Annotated in this window: 17 protein-coding genes; 10 read left to right on the top strand and 7 right to left on the bottom strand. The window is 37.1% G+C overall.

What is annotated here, in order from left to right:
- The first annotated feature begins 33 nt into the window (after positions 1-33).
- From K7X70_RS24125 to K7X70_RS24135, 3 genes are all read left to right on the top strand, one after another.
- Positions 34-1,416 (top strand): TlpA family protein disulfide reductase, encoded by a 1,383-nt coding sequence (locus K7X70_RS24125; RefSeq protein WP_222539482.1) that lies wholly within the window; start codon positions 34-36, stop codon positions 1,414-1,416.
- 84 nt (positions 1,417-1,500) lie between these two features.
- The gene (locus tag K7X70_RS24130; RefSeq protein ID WP_222539483.1) at positions 1,501-3,021 is read left to right on the top strand and encodes an aspartyl protease family protein; all 1,521 of its coding nucleotides are present in this window, start codon (positions 1,501-1,503) and stop codon (positions 3,019-3,021) included.
- A gap of 26 nt (positions 3,022-3,047) precedes the next feature.
- Positions 3,048-4,214, top strand: a complete 1,167-nt coding sequence (locus K7X70_RS24135) for a thioredoxin family protein (protein ID WP_222539484.1) — start codon at positions 3,048-3,050, stop codon at positions 4,212-4,214.
- A gap of 91 nt (positions 4,215-4,305) precedes the next feature.
- Here K7X70_RS24135 and K7X70_RS24140 read toward each other — a convergent pair whose 3' ends face one another.
- Positions 4,306-5,064 carry a cytidylyltransferase domain-containing protein gene (locus K7X70_RS24140; protein WP_222539485.1) on the bottom strand — a complete coding sequence of 253 codons (759 nt, stop codon included), beginning with the start codon at positions 5,062-5,064 and terminating at the stop codon, positions 4,306-4,308.
- 91 nt (positions 5,065-5,155) lie between these two features.
- Between K7X70_RS24140 and K7X70_RS24145 the strand changes: the two genes are divergently transcribed.
- Together K7X70_RS24145 and K7X70_RS24150 are read left to right on the top strand one after the other, a co-directional pair.
- Complete coding sequence (locus K7X70_RS24145; RefSeq protein WP_222539486.1) at positions 5,156-5,803, top strand: hypothetical protein; 648 nt, start codon at positions 5,156-5,158, stop codon at positions 5,801-5,803.
- Positions 5,804-5,827: 24 nt separating this feature from the next.
- Positions 5,828-6,466, top strand: coding sequence for a DUF4142 domain-containing protein (locus K7X70_RS24150; RefSeq protein WP_222539487.1), 639 nt, complete (start codon positions 5,828-5,830; stop codon positions 6,464-6,466).
- 23 nt (positions 6,467-6,489) lie between these two features.
- Here K7X70_RS24150 and K7X70_RS24155 read toward each other — a convergent pair whose 3' ends face one another.
- Positions 6,490-7,116 carry an alpha-ketoglutarate-dependent dioxygenase AlkB family protein gene (locus K7X70_RS24155; protein ID WP_222539488.1) on the bottom strand — a complete coding sequence of 209 codons (627 nt, stop codon included), beginning with the start codon at positions 7,114-7,116 and terminating at the stop codon, positions 6,490-6,492.
- A 353-nt stretch (positions 7,117-7,469) separates the two neighbouring features.
- Here K7X70_RS24155 and K7X70_RS24160 point away from each other — a divergent pair, with 353 nt between their 5' ends.
- Both K7X70_RS24160 and K7X70_RS24165 read left to right on the top strand, forming a co-directional pair.
- Positions 7,470-8,822: a hypothetical protein gene (locus K7X70_RS24160; protein ID WP_222539489.1), complete on the top strand. Its 1,353-nt coding sequence runs from the start codon at positions 7,470-7,472 to the stop codon at positions 8,820-8,822.
- Between the two features lie 57 nt (positions 8,823-8,879).
- Positions 8,880-9,584 carry a hypothetical protein gene (locus K7X70_RS24165; protein ID WP_222539490.1) on the top strand — a complete coding sequence of 235 codons (705 nt, stop codon included), beginning with the start codon at positions 8,880-8,882 and terminating at the stop codon, positions 9,582-9,584.
- On the opposite strand, the gene K7X70_RS24170 is transcribed toward K7X70_RS24165, so the two are convergent.
- The gene (locus K7X70_RS24170) at positions 9,581-10,618 is read right to left on the bottom strand and encodes a preprotein translocase subunit SecD (protein ID WP_222539491.1); all 1,038 of its coding nucleotides are present in this window, start codon (positions 10,616-10,618) and stop codon (positions 9,581-9,583) included. The genes K7X70_RS24165 and K7X70_RS24170 overlap by 4 nt on opposite strands.
- Positions 10,619-10,754: 136 nt before the next feature.
- A complete protein-coding gene (locus tag K7X70_RS24175) occupies positions 10,755-11,120 on the bottom strand; it encodes a nuclear transport factor 2 family protein (RefSeq protein WP_222539492.1) in 366 nt (121 codons plus the stop codon).
- Positions 11,121-11,426: 306 nt separating this feature from the next.
- On the opposite strand from K7X70_RS24175, the gene K7X70_RS24180 reads away from it, so the two are divergent.
- From K7X70_RS24180 to K7X70_RS24190, 3 genes are all read left to right on the top strand, one after another.
- The gene (locus K7X70_RS24180) at positions 11,427-14,375 is read left to right on the top strand and encodes a glycosyl hydrolase family 28-related protein (RefSeq protein ID WP_222539493.1); all 2,949 of its coding nucleotides are present in this window, start codon (positions 11,427-11,429) and stop codon (positions 14,373-14,375) included.
- A 50-nt stretch (positions 14,376-14,425) separates the two neighbouring features.
- Complete coding sequence (locus tag K7X70_RS24185; protein WP_222539494.1) at positions 14,426-14,602, top strand: hypothetical protein; 177 nt, start codon at positions 14,426-14,428, stop codon at positions 14,600-14,602.
- Positions 14,603-14,705: 103 nt separating this feature from the next.
- Positions 14,706-16,280, top strand: a complete 1,575-nt coding sequence (locus K7X70_RS24190; RefSeq protein ID WP_222539495.1) for a glycoside hydrolase family 28 protein — start codon at positions 14,706-14,708, stop codon at positions 16,278-16,280.
- Positions 16,281-16,499: 219 nt separating this feature from the next.
- Here the strand turns inward: K7X70_RS24190 and K7X70_RS24195 are convergent, their stop codons facing one another.
- The 3 genes from K7X70_RS24195 to K7X70_RS24205 form a co-directional block, all read right to left on the bottom strand.
- Positions 16,500-16,934, bottom strand: coding sequence for a c-type cytochrome (locus K7X70_RS24195; protein WP_222539496.1), 435 nt, complete (start codon positions 16,932-16,934; stop codon positions 16,500-16,502).
- Positions 16,935-16,939: 5 nt separating this feature from the next.
- The gene (locus K7X70_RS24200) at positions 16,940-18,238 is read right to left on the bottom strand and encodes a PQQ-dependent sugar dehydrogenase (protein WP_222539497.1); all 1,299 of its coding nucleotides are present in this window, start codon (positions 18,236-18,238) and stop codon (positions 16,940-16,942) included.
- A 76-nt stretch (positions 18,239-18,314) separates the two neighbouring features.
- Positions 18,315-20,534 (bottom strand): alpha-galactosidase, encoded by a 2,220-nt coding sequence (locus K7X70_RS24205; RefSeq protein WP_255607632.1) that lies wholly within the window; start codon positions 20,532-20,534, stop codon positions 18,315-18,317.
- Between the last annotated feature and the right edge of the window lie 291 nt (positions 20,535-20,825).

Here is a 20,825-nt window from a genome sequence, read left to right on the forward strand (position 1 = left end):
GCCCGATCTATACACCTAAAAATAAACTAACAAATGAACCTGAAAAAACTATGTACGCTGGCAGCCCTTTCATTGGCCGCATCCAGCGGATTTGCACAATTGCCTGTAGAAATCACCGGGCTATTAAAAAAGGAAAAGCTTTCTCCGGTAAAGCTTTTTAAAGTATCCGAAGGGAAAGTAGTAGAGATGGCAAGTACGATGCCCTCTGAAAAAGGAAACTTTGGCCTGCTGTTTTATCCGGAATATGAAGGCTTATATGTAGTTGGAATCGGCAATATCACGAGTCCGACCGACAATTATAAATTCTATTTTAAAGGAGGAGAAAAGTTGTCTTTGTCTATCCTTGATTCCAGCTATGTATTGAATGGGAAACTGAATTCTAAAGAAAATGTGATCCTTACCCAATGGCATGACCTGGTGAATCCTTTGGAGCAGAAGTCTATCAACTTTATGAAAAACAACAGTACTTTCGTTGATTTCTTTCCTAAGTTGGAAGAGATCTCTGCAAAGACGAAAACCTTTTTAAATGGAAAGATCAGCGGTAATCCTAAGTTTGATAAAAAGATGAGGGAGTATATGAACTGGGATATGGCTTCTTTTGCCAGTAATTTCCTGAACACGCCGCGTTCTGCGCATCCTTCAATTGAAGAATGGAGTCCTTTTTACAGTACCTTAAAACCAGAAGATTTTGCTAAAAATACAGCCATGGTTTACACGAATCCATGGGGTGCAAGGACTTTAAACGGCTTAGTGAGCGTGGCGATGAGACAGCGCAATGTAAAATACAGAAAAGGCGTAGAAGGGGTAAATGATCTGTTTGTCTTTTTACCAAATGACACATTAAAGGGTGATATGGTATTGGATCGCGCTGCAGGAATGAGCAATTATGTAGACTATAAAGAGCTGATGGATGCCCATGGCAAATATGTGCTGACTAAAAGTCAAAAGAAAAGAAACATGGATATTCTTGCGCCTTTAGCCTTATTGAAAGCCGGTGATGTAGCCTTCAATTTCTCCTATCCGGATAAAACTGGAAAAATCGTGAAGATGTCGGATTTGAAAGGTAAAGTAGTTTTAGTGGATGTATGGGCAACCTGGTGTGGCCCATGTAAAGCGGAAATCCCATTCCTGAAAAAACTGGAAGAAGAAATGAAAGGGACAGATGTGCAGGTGGTGAGTATTTCTGTAGATGAGGCTCCTGATAAGGATAAATGGTTGAAAATGATAAAAGATGAAAATCTTGGCGGTTTACAATTATTTGCTTCTGGCTGGGGAGATTTAGCACAGTATTATAAAATCAAAGGTATTCCACGTTTTATGGTGTTTGATAAAGAAGGAAAAATTGTAACGGTGGATTCACCTAGACCATCCAATCCGGCATTAAAAGCTTTATTGGAAAAAACATTAGCAAAATAATTATAGGCCATTCTGGCAAATCATTTTCAGGATGCAGCGATACCGCTGCATCCTGATCTATCCAAAAACCATCCTGCTATTCCAATGAAGAGAATTTATAAAATGAGTACCCTGGTGCTAGGGCTTACTATGGCCATTACCCAGCCGGTTTGCGCGCAGGAAGATCCGCAGAAAACCTTGATTCAGCGCCTGGATTCAATGTTTGTTGGCGCATCCGAAGGCCCATTACTGAAAAGTCTTGCAGCTGATTTTTCCGTTGGCGCCTATAGCCACCAAACGGCTGTCAGCTGTCTAAAAACAATAGCTTCCCGTTATTCATGCGACTCCATTCGCCTGAAAGGGGTACAGGAAATCGGGGGGAAGCAGCAGCTTCGTTTACAGCTCTATCCAAAAGGAAAAGTGCCGGTGGAGACTGCCGCGTATGTCAATAAAGAGTTTAAATTATTGTACCTGGATCTTTTTGATCAGCTGTATGGGATGAACAGGTATCAGACCTCGAAGTTAGTCGCCAAAATCCCATTTGAAACAGAACATGGTTCCATTATTTTGAAGGTAAAAATTAATGGCAGTCGGCAGCCTTTAAGGTTGTTATTTGATACGGGAGCGGATGGTATTGCGCTTAAATCATCGCTTGCAGACAGCATAGGTATAAAGCACAGTGCTGAGCAGAATGCATCGGTAGTAGGTGGTCAGATGAAAATCAAAATCTCAGAAGGAAATGTGCTGCATTTCGGTGATTTTGAATGGAAAGACCAGCGAATCGCCCTATTTGAAGAGCTGGGGAAAGGTACGGACGGCATCATCGGAAATGGACTGGCCAAAAGATACATCACGAAGGTAGATTTCGATTTGAAGGAAATTTACTTATATGATTATGGTGATTACAAATATCCACAAGCGGGTGTTGCAGTGCCGGTGAGCGTACCATCAGGATTGTTTATCATCCCTGGTGTATTGGGCATCGTCCCTGGACAAAGTTTTCCAGGCAGCTTTGTTTTTGATAGTGGCGCAGCTTACCAGTTGATTTGCTTTCGCCCTTTTGTGAAGCAAAACCGGTTATTGGTAGGGGGCTTTAAACCTGAATACCATAGCAGTACGACCAGTATGGGTATCAGCACGCCTACTTTTAGTGGGAAAGCAGCGACTTTCGCCTTTTCTAAAATGCCGGAAATCAAGAATATGCCCATTTCCTTAATGGCTGGCGGTGGACAAAGCGAAGATTGGAAGCCTGGTTTTGACGGATCAATAGGAATAAGATTGATCAGTAGGTATAATTTCACGATTAACCTGCAGCGTAAAGAAATCTATTTCAGCCCTAATCAGAGTTATGCCTTTCCTTATGATTTCTCCATTGGCGGCTACCTGTTTGGCTTTGATCTGGATGGGAGTTTATGGGTACAAGGACTGGTTGCCCCAGAAAATCCAAAGATCAGTTTAAAAGCTGGAATGAAAGTGAGCAGCATTAACGGTTTATCCGCCGAAAAACTATTGAAAGATCCTAAACTGCTCCCTAAAATACTGGAACAGGCAGATGGAACAAAATATACAGTTGAAAGTCAGCAGGGAGGGAAGCTCATCAAAGACATCCTGCTTAAAACCTATTAAGAAACCGATAAAACCAACATATATTCATGAAAACAATTAAATATTATGGCTTATTGCTGTTGCTTTTGTGCAGCAGTGCGGCTACTCAGGCCCAGCTGAAGACTGATGGTCAGTTTGTAAAAGTAAACAGCTGGCAGTCCTTATTGGATCTGGCTAAAAAAGAACATAAAATGATCTTTATTGATAGCTATTTTGTAGGCTGTCATCCTTGTAAACAAATGGATGATGAGGTATTTCCTTTGTCAGACGTTATACAACAGATGAAAGAGAATTTTGTCAGCGTAAAGATCGACTTTATGGTAGAAGAACTGGGTAAAGCCCTCCAGGTTAAATATGCGGTAACCGGTTTCCCAACTTTTCTAATTCTGGATGAGAATGGACAGCTGGTTTCCAGATTCTCTGGTTACCAGGAGGCCGATGTATTTCAAAAAAGATTAGCAGAGGCAAAGATCAAAGCTAAAAAAGGAGAGTTGATGACAGGTTTTAGTGGGAAGCTGGAAGTTGCTCATCCGGAGTTTTATACCCAGATGTTTAGCGCCAGAAAGCCAATGGTTCCTCAGGATATGGTTAATTATTTAGCTCAGAACAAAGATGTTTTAAAGGAAGAGCAGGCGGTGCCTTTTCTGATGATGAAAAGTATCAATCCGGAGTGGAACGCTTACTTCCTGGAGCATTATGCGGAGTTTGAAAGCAAATACGGCCAGGATCTGGCTTCAGGTAAATGTGCAGCCATCATCAATTCCAGGTTAAAAGGGATCGGAGGAAAAGTGGATGCACAGGCTTTTGAAGCATTTTTGAAAACAGTTAGACCGTATTATTCGGATGCCAGATGGCCTTATGCCAAACTGGACATCGCCGAAGGCTATTATTATAATCTGCATAAAGACCACAAATCCTTCTTCAAATATGCAGCGGCCAACTTTAATGATGATTCGAATAAAGTGAGGTATATGGCAATGTATTTGAATCAGCCGAAGGTGGATGAAGAGGAAAAGCAATTGTTCGCGAAATGGATGAAATTGGTAGTTACTGCAGATGCGACTTATGAGGTATTGAATACTGCGAGTAGTATAATGATGGCGCAAAAGGATGTGCAGCAGGCCAAAATCTACGCAGGATGGGGATTGAAAAAAGCCGCGGCACTTAAAAAAAGCGACCGATACTTTAAAGAGATCCTGGAGCAGTCAAAATAAGTTGATGTTTGAGATGAGCAAACGCCCTTGGTATCGGTTGTTATCAGGGGCTTTTGCTTTTCTTTTAGTAGTGGTTTGATAATATATTGAATTATCTGCCGAAAACACCAGGGAAACGGTAACGGTGCTCATCGATAAGAACGGCGAGTCGGTAGTTTTCTTCTGAGTCGATTGCCAGATTCTCAATATCATCGATACTATAAGAAAAAGGATTTTTGCCTACTTTTCTATTGCCGTTAGCAAGGAAAGTACTGCGGTTGAAAATATGTAAAATTCCATCTTCAACAAAGGTATTGGGGCGATCTTCGCGCATCATATTCTTGTCGCTGTCGTAAAGTCTACGATTCATTGCTTTGATGGTAAAAAGAGAATCATAACGACTGTCCTCGGGGTCAAGGACATATCTGTGATAGTTTTCGATTGCATTTTGGATGGTTTGCTGCCTTAGGAAAGGAAAAATCGGCCCAAGTTGAAGAATATGTTCCGTTTCCACATGTTCGAGCATCGCAGTGGTGACCTTGTCGGAGGTCAGCTCCAATTCGATTTCCTGAGGTTCTGACCGATAAACATCAATCACTTTGATTTTGCCATAGCGGGAGTAATGGTCTTTAATTCTTCCGGCATCCGTGTTGATGATAATCTTTCCAATCTGCGGAATTGCTTCGAGCTTATCAACCATCAGACTATAAAGCATATTCCGTGAAATATGTTCGAAATGTCTGTTGGGAAAAAAATATCCGGCCACCTCAGGGATAGAAATGATTGCCGTTAATGAATAATTACTCATCTTTTGAATGGTTCTTTGATTTATAAACTCAATGTTACACATAAATAGGAAATTTGTTTCCATAGTTTTTAATAATTTTTTGTTTGAAACAATCTAGTAAGCAGGATGTTAAAGTTGGAAGAAACAGGAAGTATTCTTAAATTCTATAGATACCATGGAAAAAAGTCAAAACGTTAACGATCCAGGAGCTTCACATGTACCCGCTCAGGAAATAGGGTCGAAAATGGATGCTGTCGAAAAGATAGAGTTGAGTTCCGAAGCTGAAGCTATTCATTTTTTTAAAATTGTTAAGGACCGTCTGCTGGATGTGAATCGCTGGGCCGAATTTGCTGGCGGAGCTTCCTCAGATTTTTACCTTACTGATGCGAATGGCCTTGCTGTTCATCGTAAGGCCACTGATGGAGATCGAATTAAAATTGACATCCCCGGGCCGGGAACAAAAACTGGCAGTGGATACGATTGGGTGACAATTGAAAAAATTAAATCGGAGATTATAGGTGATGCTGAAGTCTTAAGTATGACGGCCAGGCCATCCGATAATCCTTTAAATAAGGAGGAGGATACGGCACATTTTTTAACTGACCAAGCTACTTCCACTTTTCAAGTGAAGCGTATTGGCCGCACCATTTATGCTGAAGAACATGGCAGGAATGAGGTTCCTAATACAGACACAGAGCATCCTTTGGATAATGTGCGTAATACTTTTGTTGGCTGGGGTGCTAAAATCGGATTCTCTTATCCACAATGGAAAGCCTTAGTTAAGGGGCTGCTGAATCATGATAGCCCTTATCAGCGCAGTTAATTTAAAATCTATAATTATTCACTTATGAAAAAGTATTGGAGAAATTTGTTGCCTGTCTTTCTACTGATTGGAATGCAGGCCTGTAGCCATGCGGATAGAAATGGGAGAGATGAAGCTGCTACAGGAGTAGTAGATTCCTTGAGCGATACTACCCTCAGGGCAAAGGCGATTACTGCAGATGTGGATGTAAATGGCGATGGGAAAATGTTTGTCTTAAATGCGTCAACAGCGGAGCTCCTGGAGATCGAAGCAGCTAATTTGGCGATGAATAAAAGTAAAGATAAACAAGTAAAAGATTTTGCTGCAAGGATCTTAAAGGACCATAAGCTCGCTAATGAAGAGCTTAATCGAATCGCTAACGCAAAAGGAATTCAATTGGTGCAAGCCTTATCTGGAAAAGCAGAAGGAGATTTGAAAGTGTTGAATACATTGGCTAATCGGGAATTTGATTTACAATACATACGTATGATGATAGATCAGCAACAGAAAACCATGCAGCTTTTTACAGATGGCTTAGGCTTAGCTGATCCGGAACTAAAGGAATTTTCAGTTAAAATCCGTCCATTGATTGAACAGCATTATAAAAGGGCGCTGGAGATTGGTAAACACTTAAATATCAGTAATGCTAATAATGGAGATGATTTGTTAGGAATAAGCCCGTAAATTGGGGAGATCTTTTTAAAGAATTAATATCGCGGAGCACCAGTTTGTTGGTAAGATTCAGAAATTCGAAATGTTAAGTTGATTCTCGGGCCAATATCCCTGGCGGTTTTTGGGATATGGTGCTCATAATGCTGCTGCATGGTTTCTCCCATGAGCAGCAAACTTCCATGAGTGAGTGGGATATCCAGTGGCGGAATGTTCTTTGTTGATTTATGACGAACCTTAAAAATCCTGGTGTCACCAAAGGTAACTGAAGCAATGTGATGGTGTTTGCCATCTGCCGGAAGGTGATCACTATGCCAGGAGACGGAATCCTTGCCGTTTCTATACAGGTTTAAAAGCACACGGTCAAAACTGATTTCTGTGACTTTTTCTATTGATGCTTTGATTTCCAGTAATGCTGGTGACCATTCCAGTCCATTTTCTCCTCCATAGTAAGCGGTTAACCGGGGATCTAAGACTATTTTATCGTACATCTTCCGCATGCGCTGCTGCCAGGGCGCTTCTCTAAAAAGCGTTTTAAAATAGCTGTCTGCTTCAGTCTTACTGAAAAAATGCTGCCAAAGCCGCAATTCTGTATCAGGTAAGTTGAAGTCAATATACTTTTTAATACCTCCGTTAAATAGTGCTGTTTCTTCAAAAAGGTTCATGATACAAATCTATGAAAACTTAGATGTAAACTAAAAATATTAGTAAATAATATAGGATGAACAACTGCTTCTTGTTGAGTATGCCAAAATAAAGGATATGATTCCTTAGTTTTTAGGTTTGCTATTGATTTTAGTGTTCATTATTATGATGCTGCTGTCTTGAAAAATTGTTAGCGACAAAAGTGATCATTATATTGGATGTAAATGGGTTTACAGATAACCCTTACGATACAAAATTTCCAATATACATTTACTGGGGGATTGTTTAATTTTACTTGATTTAAGCGAAGGAATTCGTATTATCGTAATGATTAACGTCACTGTGGCATCTAACAAGAAATTATAAAAAAAATATGGGACTATTTGATTTGTTCAAAAAAAAAGAAACTAAGGAGACGCTAAAGTCTGAGATACCAAAAACTGAGCTGTTTTCATTTATAAGCATATACAACGAATATATTGTACGATTTATAGAGATGCAGCAACAAGGGAATTTTGCACCTATTTCAGCATATCAGAATGCGAATGCTGAAATTATTGGTTTTCTTTATTTTTATTCAGGAGATGATGATTCTTATTCTCTTTCTGCCCAAGAAGTAATCCATAAAATGGAAAGTAATTTTGAACAAAAGATAGCCAATAACGAAATAAATTCCTATACAATTTTTTATCATTCTCAATTTGCATATGACGACAATCATAAACTTGCAACTTCTGAAGATGAACTTAAGGCAATAAGCATTTCTTATCACTTTAAAAATGGGAAAAAAGGTACAATAGGACTTCCTTACTCCTATGAAAACGATGAAATAACGTATAAAGGGTTTAAAGATTTTAGTAAGGAAGAGAATGATCTCATTTTTAGAAAAGCGCTCAATGACAATAAGAATTATTTCCAACATAGGGAAGAAGTAAAATCACCAGTAGTTGAAAATGAAATTGGCTTAAAGATTAAGAAATCAAATAGCACCGATTTGAATAATACCTGGGCTGGAATATTTGGCTTTGATAGTTATGAAAAACCAGGCGGAGATGAGGTATTAAAAGAACATTTCGCATTGGCTATAAAGAAGGGTGTTGTTATTGCCAAGGATAATGTTTCTATTTCTCAATTAGAATATGAAGATGTCATTTTGAAAGGCATTACTTTAGAGGGAAAGCCTATAGCTATTTTGCCCGTAATTAAAACAGAGAATGCAGTCGATGTGATGAATAAGCAAATAACCGAATGGGAGAATGTTGACAATTTAGAAGCGATCATAATGGGTAGTGCCCGTGGTAATTTTGGAGTCATTTATCTTGCCACCGATTATGCAGAAAATAAAGAAGTTTATCTTTCGAAAGAGGAATTGAATGTAAAAATTAGCGGAATTGCTTTTGTTTTAGACATGAGTATATTAGATAAATCAGAAGGAGCAGTCAAATTTAGTGATGACTTTACCATATATATGCCCAGTAAGGATTTACCTAATTATGCTTGTTTTGACTTTATAGGCCTGCTAGTAGACTATAAAGAAACGAATTTACTTGAAGACGGTGGTTTAAAAGGTTATATTATGAAGGTTCAACTTGCTGCAAATCCAGATATAAAAGACTCATTTACAATCGATATTTTCGTGTCTGAAGCGAATATGAGATTTAAAGAATTTACAAAAGGAATGAAATTAGCTGGAATGTTTCAAATGCAAGGACACTTAGTAGAATAACAAACAAGTGGATACAGCAACAAAAAAACACATGGATCATTCCATAATTGAGATTTCATGAAGAGAATATTTGAAAAAAAACCAGTCTTATTCTTTGTTATTCCGCTTGTCATTTTCTTTTTAATAGGATGTGCATTGCTTTATTTCGCAGTGCTTAAAGTTGAACTGATTCCATTTTATGGCTGGATTCTCATTGGAGCTTTTATCATCATCCCAATGTTATTGATATATGGGTTTGTATTTGGTTTTAGCCCTGGTAAAGCTGTAGCGTCCAATAGAAATCAATTGGCTTTCAGTCCGGATGGTATTAATTTCGAAATGGTGTTATTTGACTGTTCTTGTTTCATCAAATGGAATAGCATTGATACCATTATTTATTCGGATTCCAGGAATGAGGATTACGCTGAGTATATCATTTTTGTCAACGAATTACCAATATGTATTCAAAAGGAAAACCCATGGTGGCCAAATAGGTTATTTCCTTACCAGCAAAAACACCATAAAATAAGGATAAAAAGTGATGCGGTAAATTTTAAAGCTCTACCTGATCAATTGGAAAAGTACTTACGATCGAAAGTTAGTTTTGAATTTAAAGACAGCAGAAAAGGGACTTTAATAGATTCTAAAACATTTATTGAAGGAAATATACAGACGACTACAGAACACTGGAAGCCAACACGTAATTATGAGCCTTTTGAAATGATATACGACAAGTATAACCGAACAGTTCATGATATTGAAAAACGGGACGGTGCGATTTAGTTAGGAATTTTCCCATCTTCTTCCCCGTATTTTTCGAAGCCATTATAATGATAGGATTGCTCAGCACCTGCACCACAGATGCTGAAGAAGATGCTTTTATTTGCTAAGGTGCCCTCGGTAAATTCGTCTTTAGAGGAGGGTTGAAGCTTTAAATATTTACGCAGATATCTGGCATCGTTGTATTGGTTTTGCTTATAATAAGCATCATTTTCCTGATCGGACTGATCCGAATATTGATTGGATTTTGCGTTATAGCTGTACTTAGCCATATCTATTTCTGGATAGGTATGGTAATGTTTATTGGCATAAACAGCGTTTTTATTCAGACCTTTTGATTGGTCATATTGGTTTTTCCACTCCAGGATCTCCTGCCATTGTTTCTTCTCCTCTGGACCGTGTTTCTGAAAACCTTCAGTTCCTCCATAATTGGAAAGTTTGATCACCTCAGCATTTTTACTAGAACTGATCATGGCGGAGAAATGTTCATATTCGCGCTTAGGCGTGTTGTGGACTAAAATAAAATCATTGGAGCCGGATTCATTGGAATAATGCCAGGAACTTTTATCCTCCCCATTTCGCTTTGAAGATGCTTCCGGTAAAATGGATAAGATGAGATTTTTGATTCGACCTTGTTTCTGGTATACAAAGGGTGCATCAAAACAATTGGCGTCCTCATTGAATACCTGTTGTGTGCTATCCTGATCAAATTGAACAAAGGTCTTACTGCCTCTTTCAAAGCCTACGAAGTTTATTCTTGTGCTGTCCCCTAAAGCAGGGTTTTTATGAGCAAAGACTTCGAATAGTTCCTGCTTGTCCGGATAGAATAGGAGGTAGTCTTTTTCAAAAAAATACCTGCCAAACACTCCAGTGGCATAACCGTAAAGTAGAAAGGTGCCATCTTCAAAAAGGCTGATTCCTGAATTACTGCCATACAGACCTGCATGTTTTTTATAGCGTAAATTCTTGGTTTGATGTTGTGCGGAACTATTGTTGATGAGGGCCATACAGAAAAGGAGCGTGATTAATGACTTCATAAGATAAAGGTACTCATTATTGCGATTTCATTACTTTGCCTTTTTTCTACAGTAATTTTTAAATAAAGACGCAGCCAATGTATTACTCGCGTCTTCCGAAGCATTTACATCATGAATTCCCAGTGGATCGTAAAGGCTAAATCGAAATACCGCTTCCTCCCACAATTTTTATCCCATCGGAGAAATTTTTCCAAAAGCGGATATATCTATATTGGGCTTCAAAGGGTTGATTGTTATAGCTTCCTTTCAAGTTCATTTTCAGCGTAATAACAGCTAGATCATCTATAATATTTAGCTGTTCAATATTTGGACTAAGCTCAGCTATTTTTAGATTTCCATTGCGATAGGTTTCTAAATCCATTTCTTTCGTAATAGTTTCACCACTCGGGACGATGAAAAGCAAATCATTGTGCAGCAATTTGTCGAGTATTTGTACGTTACTATTTTTCATAGCGTCGTAAAGCTGGTTTTCAAGATTTAGAATATCGTTTTTTGTTATCATATTTTTTAATTTATAAAGACGTTATTTTTTAATCAGGTGTTATCAATCATCGGATGTTATCAACAACATTTTGTATGTAGGTAAAGGTTGTTTCCTTAATTGCTAAAATACATAAAAATCAATCTTAATCACATTGACTCTTATTGATTGCCTTATCCCGAAGGAACCCATGACCTTCGTATAATTTAACTATTGATTACGCTGAAGGTAATTTTTATGTACAAGCCAGATGTTAATTTCATTTACTAAAATGCTAATTTTTGTAATTCGTGATACTCTATTTTTAACATATTAAGAATTTTTAAAATGAATAGACTGATCGTAATTATTCTCTTCGTTGCACAACTAATTACCTATAACACTTTTGCTACTCCGCCTAGTTCAAGTACTACTATTGGTTATGGCATTAAGAATACACACATTGCTCAAATCAACACTAATCAAATTGTGTTGGTTACAGGAAGCACTTATCGCTTTACGGTAGATACACCAGAGGATAAAGGATGGATTGCGACACAAGCAACAGTTAGTGAACTGATCAGTGAAATTAAATCGGCTGATGGTTCAAGGCAGCATTATCAGGTTATATCTAAGGATGGAACTGTTAAGAGTGCTGGTCTTGTGCAAGAAGGAGATGTATTAAAGGTTACAGCACAAGATGGAAACACCACAAAAAAGTATTCAATTTTTCTAAGAGCAGGGGCTTTAGGTGGAAAGTTGAGCTTAACGCAATCTCAAATTACTCGACACACTACTAAAACCATCACCATTGCCTACACAGCGGGAATAAGAAGTCCAGATGCAACTGTTCAATTGTTTTTACCGAAAGGAATTGAGCCTAGATTAGAAAACACAAGTATTAACGTGATAGGCAGAGGTTTTGTAAAGTTAAGCGAATTGTCAAGTCAGTCAATTGGTAGGGTGGGCTCATGTTATTCATATACAAAGGTTGGAAATGTAGTTCTTTCTAAATCTGCAGATGGTACAGCGCTGATCACTTTTAAACATTTAGATTTTAGACCTGCAAACGGAGCCGACTTAATTATCAACATAAATGGAGTAAGGTTAAAAGATAGTGGGAACCTTACTTTTAAAGCTATTTACACAACCGCTCAACCAAATGTTTTAAGTAGCGCTGGAACAGGAAATGAAACAGCGGTTTTAAAAGTAACCAACACCATTGCAGATTTTGAACGGGTGGTTAATCGTAGCTTAGCCTATCAAGAATCTCAACAAACATATACTTCAACAAGCTTTAAATGGCCGTTAATTAGCGATACAAGAAACATACAATTACAATCATCTATAAATGAAGGCAAAACTTGGTCTACTATTGCTGCAGTTATAGATGCTAAAAAGGGAACGGCAAAAGTGGTTAACCTAAAGCCTAATCTACTGTATAGTTTTAGGTTATTGGTAAAAGATGGCGAACACAAAGGGTTTTCTAACCAGGCTCAATTTTATACCGGAAAATTAGCTATTAAAAAGTTTGGTGTCAATGCCGATGATCAATTAGATGATACTCAAAAAATTAATGAAGCAATAGCTTATTTGAATAAGATTGGGGGAGGCACGCTGTGGTTTAGCAAAGGAACATATTTAGTTAAAACGGTTCATTTGCAAAGCGATGTTTACTTGTTCTTAGATAAGGAAGCTACCATAAAAGCGGTAAAAGGGGCTGATGCACCTGAAACTACTTGGTTTAGTGATAAAAAATATCGCTCAGGCTTATCACCGACTGCCATTGGCCCTTATGCCGATCCGGAAAATTACCTAACTAAACAAGATGTAGGTCATCATTATTTTAGAAACACTATGTTTTTTGGCGAACGCTTAGATAATATTAAAATTATTGGAAATGGTAGAATTACAGGTGATGGCAATTTAGTAAATGGCGACAATGTAATGAACAATGCGGCCGATAATAGAGCCGATAAAATGTTTACATTAAAACTTTGCACCAATATTGAAATAGGAGGTCTAGCTAAAGCTAACGACTTATGGTATGATCCAATTAAAGATGAACCTTGTTATATCGCTAAGGATGGTACAAAGGATTTTAACGTGGAAAATATGCTGAATATTGATAGGGCAGGGCATTTTGCATTGTTGGCAACTGGTTCTGATTCAATCAATGTTCACAATACCTATTTTGGAAAAAATAGCACTTCCAATGTTCGTGATATTTACGATTTTATGGCCTGCAATGAAGTTACTGTTACCAATATTTATTGTAAGGTAAGCTCTGATGATATTGTTAAACTAGGCTCAGATTGTTCATTGGGTTTTACAAGACCCGCACATAATTATAAAGTGCGCAACATTATAGGCGATACCAATTGTAATTTATTTCAAATTGGGTCAGAAACGGCTGATGATATCATGGACATCTGTGTAGATAATATTTATGTTCTGGGAGCAAATAAAGCAGGTTTCTCTATCTCGACCAATGATGGAGCGCACATTAAAAACGTCCATCTTAATTGTGGGCACACCGGATCTCTACATTCTAGGTCTAAAATGTATCGTTCTACAACACCATTTTTTATCTCTATCTCTAACCGAGGTCGGATATTAGGTGCCGAAGTAGGTAAATATGCCTTTACTGATAATGGAGTAAAACATGATGAACTGCTGGTTAAGAATGTGAACATTGGCTTGGTAGAAAATATTATAATTAACGGAGTTGATATAGCAGAGGTTTATGGTGGAAGTTCTTATGGCGACGCAAATATCCGTTGGAAACCTTTTGATGGTAAACAACGTAAAGCTAGTCCGATCATAGCTGGTTATAAGTTGCCTGATAGTTCAGAAGTAGTAGGCGGACTAGATTTTAAACTCCCTAATGGTAAACATACGGGTTATATCAAAAATGTATCCTTTACAGATGTACAAATTTTAGTGAAAGGGGGAAATGTAGTTGCTGATACTTTGCAAATACCTCCAGAATTGGGTGTTGGGCAGTATAATGTCTCTAATTTAAAAGTGCAGCCTTCTTATGGTTTATGGGCTAGGCATGTAATGGGATTAACGGTCAAAAATAGCGTATTTAATTACGAGAAAAGGGACAGTCGGCATGTGATGTTTTTAGATGATGTAATTGGTGCAGAGCTTTCGGAATTGAAAATGGTAAAACCGATGGATAACCCTACGGTGATTGGTTTAAAAAATGCATCTCAAGTTAAAATAGATAAAATATTTTACGATGATGATGTGCAGGGTAAAAATCCTAAAGCACTATTAAAACTCAATTAATTGGATCTATTGCCTCAAGCATTTGAAACATTTTTAAATGAATAATACCTATGATGTATAAACCAGTGGTGGTTTTTGCATCAGCTGCTTGCGCCCAAAATGATAAAATTTATCATAAAGGCTGGATAGATTTTAATAATTTTTTTTATGTAATTAATTATTCAATTTCAATTAGAGCTACATTAAATGTTCAGATCGCGCTTTTTGGTGCTAATACTGTTGAATAAAAGGACAATTCAATTGGGTGAAATTTAACTAATTATCACGTAGTTGCATTGTTAAATATAAACGACCAATCGGTTTAATACTTTTCTTTTAAAGCTAAATTGTATGAAAAAATTAAGTGCATTACTGTTTTTCCTATTCATTCTGAGCCATGCAAAGGCAGTAGATTTTGACATCACTAAATATGGGGCAATTGGTGATGGGACTACTTTAAATTCACGAGCTATCCAAAAAGCTATTGATGCTTGTCATAAAAATGGAGGTGGTAGGGTAATCATCCCTGCGGGTAAATTTTTATCAGGTACCATAGCCATGAAAGATAACGTTATCCTCTATTTACAGAAAGATGCAGTTTTATTGGGCAGCATAGATTTAAAAGATTATCAAAATTTAGATCCATTTACTGAAGGTTTAGGGATAGATGTGGGTTGGGCCTTATTGGTTGCTGTAGATGCAAAAAATATAGGCATTGAAGGTGAAGGGACAATAAACGGACAAGGTTCTGCAATAAAAGCAAAACATATATTAACAGATACTCGCCCAGAAGGACAAAGATGGGGATTAAGACCATTTTTAGTACGAATTGTAAGGTGTACAGGGGTAACTGTAAAAGGAGTGACTTTAAAATATGCAGGAGCCTGGACCTCACATTATTTTCAAAGTAAACAGATTGTAATTGAAAATGTAAAAATTCAAAGCGTAGGCGTTGCACATAATGATGGGATTGGAATTGACGGATGCCAACAAGTACGCATTAAAGATTGTGATGTGGTAAGTGGAGATGATGCATTGGTATTTAAAACTACATCAAGTAAAATGGCTTGTAAAGATATTGAAGTATCTGGTTTAAGGTTAAAAAGTAGTCAAGCCGGTATAAAAATGGGTACAGAATCTATGGCACCCTTTGAAAATATTAAGATAACCAATTGCCATGTTTATGATACCAAAAACGGAGGTATTAAATTGTTAACCGTTGATGGTGCTTATCTCAGAAATATACTTATTTCAGATATAACAATGGATGAAGTACGTACGCCTATGTTGTTTAGGTTAGGGTCAAGATTAAGTGTTTTTCGTAAGGATACAGAAACCAAACAAGCCACAGGAACTTTTGAAAATGTAGTGATTAGAAACGTGAAAGCCAAAGCGGCTGATGCAGCACAATTAACCCCACCATCTGGTGTATTAATTACAGGCGTACCTGGCCATGATATTACCAATTTAACCTTAGAAAATATAGAAATTACCCTTGCTGGCGGAGGTAATATAGAAGACGCACGTGTGGTAGTTCCTGAGGCAATAGATCAATATCCAGAAGTTAAAACCTTTGGTCCAAAAATACCAGCTTATGGAGTTTGGGCTCGTCATGTAAAAGGCCTTAAATTGATTAATGTGAAATTTAATTTAGGCAGCAGTGATGTACGCCCTGCTTTAGTATGTGAAGATGGTAAAGATATTACCATCAGCAATTGGAATTTGCCAGAAACAAAAGGTGCTGAAGCAATTATCCGCCTAGAAAATGTAATTGGAGCTGATGTTAATGCTATCGCTGTTAAGGGTGAGGCACAAGCTTTAGTAAGAGTTGAAGGTGCCAATAGTAAAAGTATTATTGTTGACAAGAATAAGGCTCCCTCAATTCAAAAACAATTAGTGTTTGCAAGTCACGCTAAATCAAATTAACTAAAAATAAAAAAGGTAATATGATCAAATCTCTTTATAAATTGAAACCTTTAGTAGGAGTAATACCGAGGCCATGATACGGTTTTGCCGATCAATAGATTCAATAGATCGGTATCCCTTATACGGAGCTTGTTTTCAATAGCAGGTATTTGAACATCCGTATAGGGCTTTTCAGTGCCCTCCTTTTGAAGGGCACCCTTTTTTAGTTATTTCCGAGATTTATTTAGTCTTCGAAGCCCTAATCACTTTAACTTGAGCAGGACTAATTAAACTTGCCTTATTCCCGAAATTGTTACGGACATAACTTAACACATCTGCTACTTCTTGATCGCTGAGGTGGCTTAGTCCAGGCATAGGGTTTGCGTAAGTTTCGCCATCAATTTCAATTTCTTTATCTAGGCCTTTTAATATGATATTGATCAATCTTTTTTGGTCGCCTAAAACATAATCGGTTTTAATTAATGGTGGGTTTAAACCCATTACTCCGCCACCATCAGCCTGATGGCAGGCTACACAATGTTTGGCATATAATATCTTTCCGTTTGCCAATTGGTTTGTAGGGGTTTTAGCTACTATAGTCTTTTTTTTGATTTGTGCATTTGAATTTGAAAAAAATCCAATTATTAAAATGGCAGCACCTATTATTTTCTTCATTTAATTTACTTATTAATATTATATCCAATTCTATAAACAGTTCCTTTAACATCATCTGTAACATATAATGAGCCATCTGGTCCTTGGGCTAAACCACAAGGTCTATGCAATGCCTCTCTTGGCACCATTACCTCATTTACACCAGAGAAACCATCAGCAAATATTTCCCATTCTCCAGCGGGTTTTCCATCTTTAAAAGGAACAAAAGCAACAAAATAACCAGCCTGTTTTTCTGGTGCTCTATTCCATGAGCCATGAAAAGCAACAAAAGCACCTTGTTTATATCTTTCAGGAAACATGTTACCTGTATAAAATAATAAAGCATTTGGTGCCATGTGTGCTGGAAATGCCACTATAGGATTGATGAATTCTTTGCTGCCTTCTTTTTTTCCATCTCCGCCATATTCTGGGGCAAGGATATTTTTATTCTGATAAGTATCATAATAAACATACGGCCAACCTGCATTATCTCCTTTTTTAATCATATACATAGCTTCAGCCGGAATTTCAGCAGATTGTTTGGTGTTAAAAAGCTTGGGCCATGAAGAGTTTAAATTGTCTCGACCATGTTGCATCACATAAAGTGTATTGTTTTGTGTATTCCAATCTAAGCCCATTACGTTTCTAATTCCTGTAGCATATCTGAAGCCGTCAGCATAAGATTGATTTAGCTTATTAGCTTTAAATTGCCATATACCGCCGGCCGAATCTAAAATTGGACAACCAACTTTGCCTTTAGACTCCAATCCTCTATCATTTTCTTGACAAGAATTAGTAGGGGCACCAATATTTACATAAATATGATCTTCATTATCTAATAAAATAGATTTGGTTTGATGTTGCCTGCCAGCTAATAACCCAGTAATGATTTTCTCTGGGTTTGCAGGATCAATTACTTGTTCGTTTTCATCTAATTTATAACGAAATACTTCTTTATCGGAGGAGGCATATAGATAGCCGTTCTTAATGGTAATACCTGTTCCACCGTAATTGCAAAACGCAGTCTGAACTTCATATTTTCCATCTTTATCCTTATCTTGGAGATACAAAATACCTTTTCCATCTACTACTTTCATTAGTTTAATATATATGCTACCATCTTTGGTAATCACAATATGGCGTGCTTTACCCAAATTGTCTGCAACTTTATTTGCTCCAAAACCAACTGGCAACTTTAATCCAGCATTATCGGCATCGGGTTTAAATGGAGTAACATCATTCTCGTGTTTGTTCATAAAGGAGAATGAAATGCCTACAATTACAAAGCAGGCAATAATCAGTGGTATAATTGTTTTTTTTCTCATTTTGATATTGAATTATTTTTGAAGTTTTATTTTTTTAATACTTCAGGAATTCCGGTAAGATGATCTTCTTCATAAGTTACCTACTGGTAATTTCTAAAACAATACTACTTAAAGGTCTTAACTTAGCAGGAGAAACATTCAAACCAATGTTCATTAAGTAACTGCCACTATAAACCTTGCCATCTTCCGGGCTCTCGGCTGTAACACCAGGTACCAGATTAATTTCTTTAATAATGTACTCTTTACCTGCATCTAGCCCTTGTAATTTAACCTTCCCAAAGATTTGTTTTTTTCTCAAAAATAAATTGTAACTAAATAAAACAGCTTTGTTTTTTGCAGAATCTGCATACATCAATACAGCTCTTTCCTCATCATAAGGAGAAACTAGACGATAAAGATCTCCAAACCAAATCACTTTATTTAACCTACCGTAGTTGGCGACAGCAGCACTGCTGAAATTGATTTCCTCTGGAGTCATTTTATCTACACTAATATCATAGCCTAACTTGCTCATCATGGCAACATCAGTTCTAAATTTTAGCGTTTGTTTTCCCATAGAAGTTACATGGCTAGAAATGGTGTTAGACGGGAAAAATTGAGAATAACCCCATTGAATAAAGACCCTTTCCGCAGCATCGGTGTTATCACTTGGCCAAAAGGAATCGAAATATTTAAGTGCGCCATAATCTGTTCTACCACCTCCTCCAGAACAAAGCATGATGGGTAAATGAGGATATTTAGCTCTTATCCTTTGCATGATTTTATAAAAACTCTCGGTGTAATCAATAAACATACGAGATTGATCTTTTCCTAAATAAGGAGAGTAAGGATTTGTCATGAACCTGTTATTGTCCCATTTAATGTAAGCAAGATCAGGATTTTCGGTCATCATTTTATCTACCAAGTCAAATATGAAATCTTGAACTTTTGGGTTAATTAAATCTAAAATCAACTGGTTACGTTGGTAACTTTCTGCTCTATTTGGTAGCTTTAAAACCCATTCAGGGTGTTTTTCATATAGTTCACTTTTAGGGTTTATCATTTCTGGTTCTAACCAAATACCAAACTTGATCCCTTTTTTTGTAGCTTCTTTTACCAAATAACCCATTCCATCTGGTAATTTCTTACGGTCTTCCTGCCAATCGCCTAAACCTGTTTTATCATCATTTCTCGGGTATTTGTTGCCAAACCAGCCATCGTCTAATAAAAACAAATCAAGACCAAGTTTTTTTGATCCATCAAATAATTCTACCAATTTCTCCTGGTCAAACTTCACATGTGTAGCTTCCCAGTTGTTAAGTAAGATCATCCTCGATTTATTGCCATCTAAAACCCCGTATTTTCTTGCCCAGTTGTGTAAATTTCTACTGGCCTGACCCTTACCAGTTGCACTATAAGTAAAAACAAATTCTGGCGTAATAAAATGTTCTCCTGCTTTCATTGTAAGTGTAGAAGCATAAGGGTTAATACCAGAAATTATTCTTAATTTATTGCTTCTGTCAACTTCAAATAAGAATTGAAAATTACCTGTCCAGGCTATTGTCCCAGCAATTACTTCACCATCATTCTCGGTTGAAGATTGATTTGGAGACAAAAAAAACACAGGTGTTTGGTACATATTGGTTCTACTCCCTAATTTGCTATCAATGATTTTGATACCACTGGTTAATTGACTTTCCTGTATGTCCATTTCTCGAGCGTAATCACCATGAAATTGAGTAAGGTAATAATTAGTCGCATCAAAATGCAGCATTGATGAAGCATAGTTGTTTACCGTAATGCTGTTCTTTTCTTTATTGATGATCTCGGTAGAACTTGTTAAAACATTTGCGTTAAAGGCAGCCTTAAAGTGTAGTATAACCTCGGTTTGATAAACAAGGTCTTTTAAATAAATATCAGTTTGAGTAATGTCACCTTCAACTTTTTTAGTTTCTACCTTGGTAAATCTTAAGTCTAAGGATGGATTTCCATCTGCGTGAACAACACGAATTGCTGGCTCAAAAACATCTTCCATTCCTGCTCCTATATAGGCATCGTTTATGTCCCTTAGTTTGGTATAATTAGCTTTTGGTAATGATTTGCCTAGGTAGCGCTGATACAGTTTTCCATTAATCTCCCCACTAAAAACCAAGCTGGTGTTTTGGGTTTCAATAATAATTACCTGGTTGTTTTGTGCCCATAAACTAGTGGTGTAAAACAATGAAATGATAAAGAGAATAATTTTTAAATTCATGTGTTTTTTTTTGACATGAAATAAGCCAATTAAAGGAGAATTTGAATAGCTTTTATTATCCATTTACTCAATTATGTTGGCAAGTTGAAATAAAAAAGCTCATCGTTTGTTCCATGGGCTTTAAGTGCTAGAAACGCTGACAGGTTTCTAAGTGGAAGGAATTTTCTAAATGACTCACCGAATAACTCAATTTTTTATGAGAATTGGTGCAGCTTTTGGTACTCCCGTAAAAGTGAAAAGGCCGTTAATCATGCGATTAACAGCCTTTTTTGCGTTTTTGCCCCGTCCTAAAATAGGTTGACATCAAACTCAACTTATTATGAAAAATGAGGAAAAGAAAACCGTCAGACGTAG

Origin of the sequence: Pedobacter polysacchareus, assembly GCF_019802255.1 — a bacterium.
Classification (GTDB): domain Bacteria; phylum Bacteroidota; class Bacteroidia; order Sphingobacteriales; family Sphingobacteriaceae; genus Pedobacter; species Pedobacter polysacchareus.

Bases quoted from the DNA above. Each gene is read 5' to 3' on its own strand.
- K7X70_RS24125 (WP_222539482.1), top strand. From the start codon at position 34: ATGAACCTGAAAAAACTATGTACGCTGGCAGCCCTTTCATTGGCCGCA.
- K7X70_RS24130 (WP_222539483.1), top strand. From the start codon at position 1,501: ATGAAGAGAATTTATAAAATGAGTACCCTGGTGCTAGGGCTTACTATG.
- K7X70_RS24135 (WP_222539484.1), top strand. From the start codon at position 3,048: ATGAAAACAATTAAATATTATGGCTTATTGCTGTTGCTTTTGTGCAGC.
- K7X70_RS24140 (WP_222539485.1), bottom strand. From the start codon at position 5,064: ATGGAAACAAATTTCCTATTTATGTGTAACATTGAGTTTATAAATCAA.
- K7X70_RS24145 (WP_222539486.1), top strand. From the start codon at position 5,156: ATGGAAAAAAGTCAAAACGTTAACGATCCAGGAGCTTCACATGTACCC.
- K7X70_RS24150 (WP_222539487.1), top strand. From the start codon at position 5,828: ATGAAAAAGTATTGGAGAAATTTGTTGCCTGTCTTTCTACTGATTGGA.
- K7X70_RS24155 (WP_222539488.1), bottom strand. From the start codon at position 7,116: ATGAACCTTTTTGAAGAAACAGCACTATTTAACGGAGGTATTAAAAAG.
- K7X70_RS24160 (WP_222539489.1), top strand. From the start codon at position 7,470: ATGGGACTATTTGATTTGTTCAAAAAAAAAGAAACTAAGGAGACGCTA.
- K7X70_RS24165 (WP_222539490.1), top strand. From the start codon at position 8,880: ATGAAGAGAATATTTGAAAAAAAACCAGTCTTATTCTTTGTTATTCCG.
- K7X70_RS24170 (WP_222539491.1), bottom strand. From the start codon at position 10,618: ATGAAGTCATTAATCACGCTCCTTTTCTGTATGGCCCTCATCAACAAT.
- K7X70_RS24175 (WP_222539492.1), bottom strand. From the start codon at position 11,120: ATGATAACAAAAAACGATATTCTAAATCTTGAAAACCAGCTTTACGAC.
- K7X70_RS24180 (WP_222539493.1), top strand. From the start codon at position 11,427: ATGAATAGACTGATCGTAATTATTCTCTTCGTTGCACAACTAATTACC.
- K7X70_RS24185 (WP_222539494.1), top strand. From the start codon at position 14,426: ATGATGTATAAACCAGTGGTGGTTTTTGCATCAGCTGCTTGCGCCCAA.
- K7X70_RS24190 (WP_222539495.1), top strand. From the start codon at position 14,706: ATGAAAAAATTAAGTGCATTACTGTTTTTCCTATTCATTCTGAGCCAT.
- K7X70_RS24195 (WP_222539496.1), bottom strand. From the start codon at position 16,934: ATGAAGAAAATAATAGGTGCTGCCATTTTAATAATTGGATTTTTTTCA.
- K7X70_RS24200 (WP_222539497.1), bottom strand. From the start codon at position 18,238: ATGAGAAAAAAAACAATTATACCACTGATTATTGCCTGCTTTGTAATT.
- K7X70_RS24205 (WP_255607632.1), bottom strand. From the start codon at position 20,534: ATGGATAATAAAAGCTATTCAAATTCTCCTTTAATTGGCTTATTTCAT.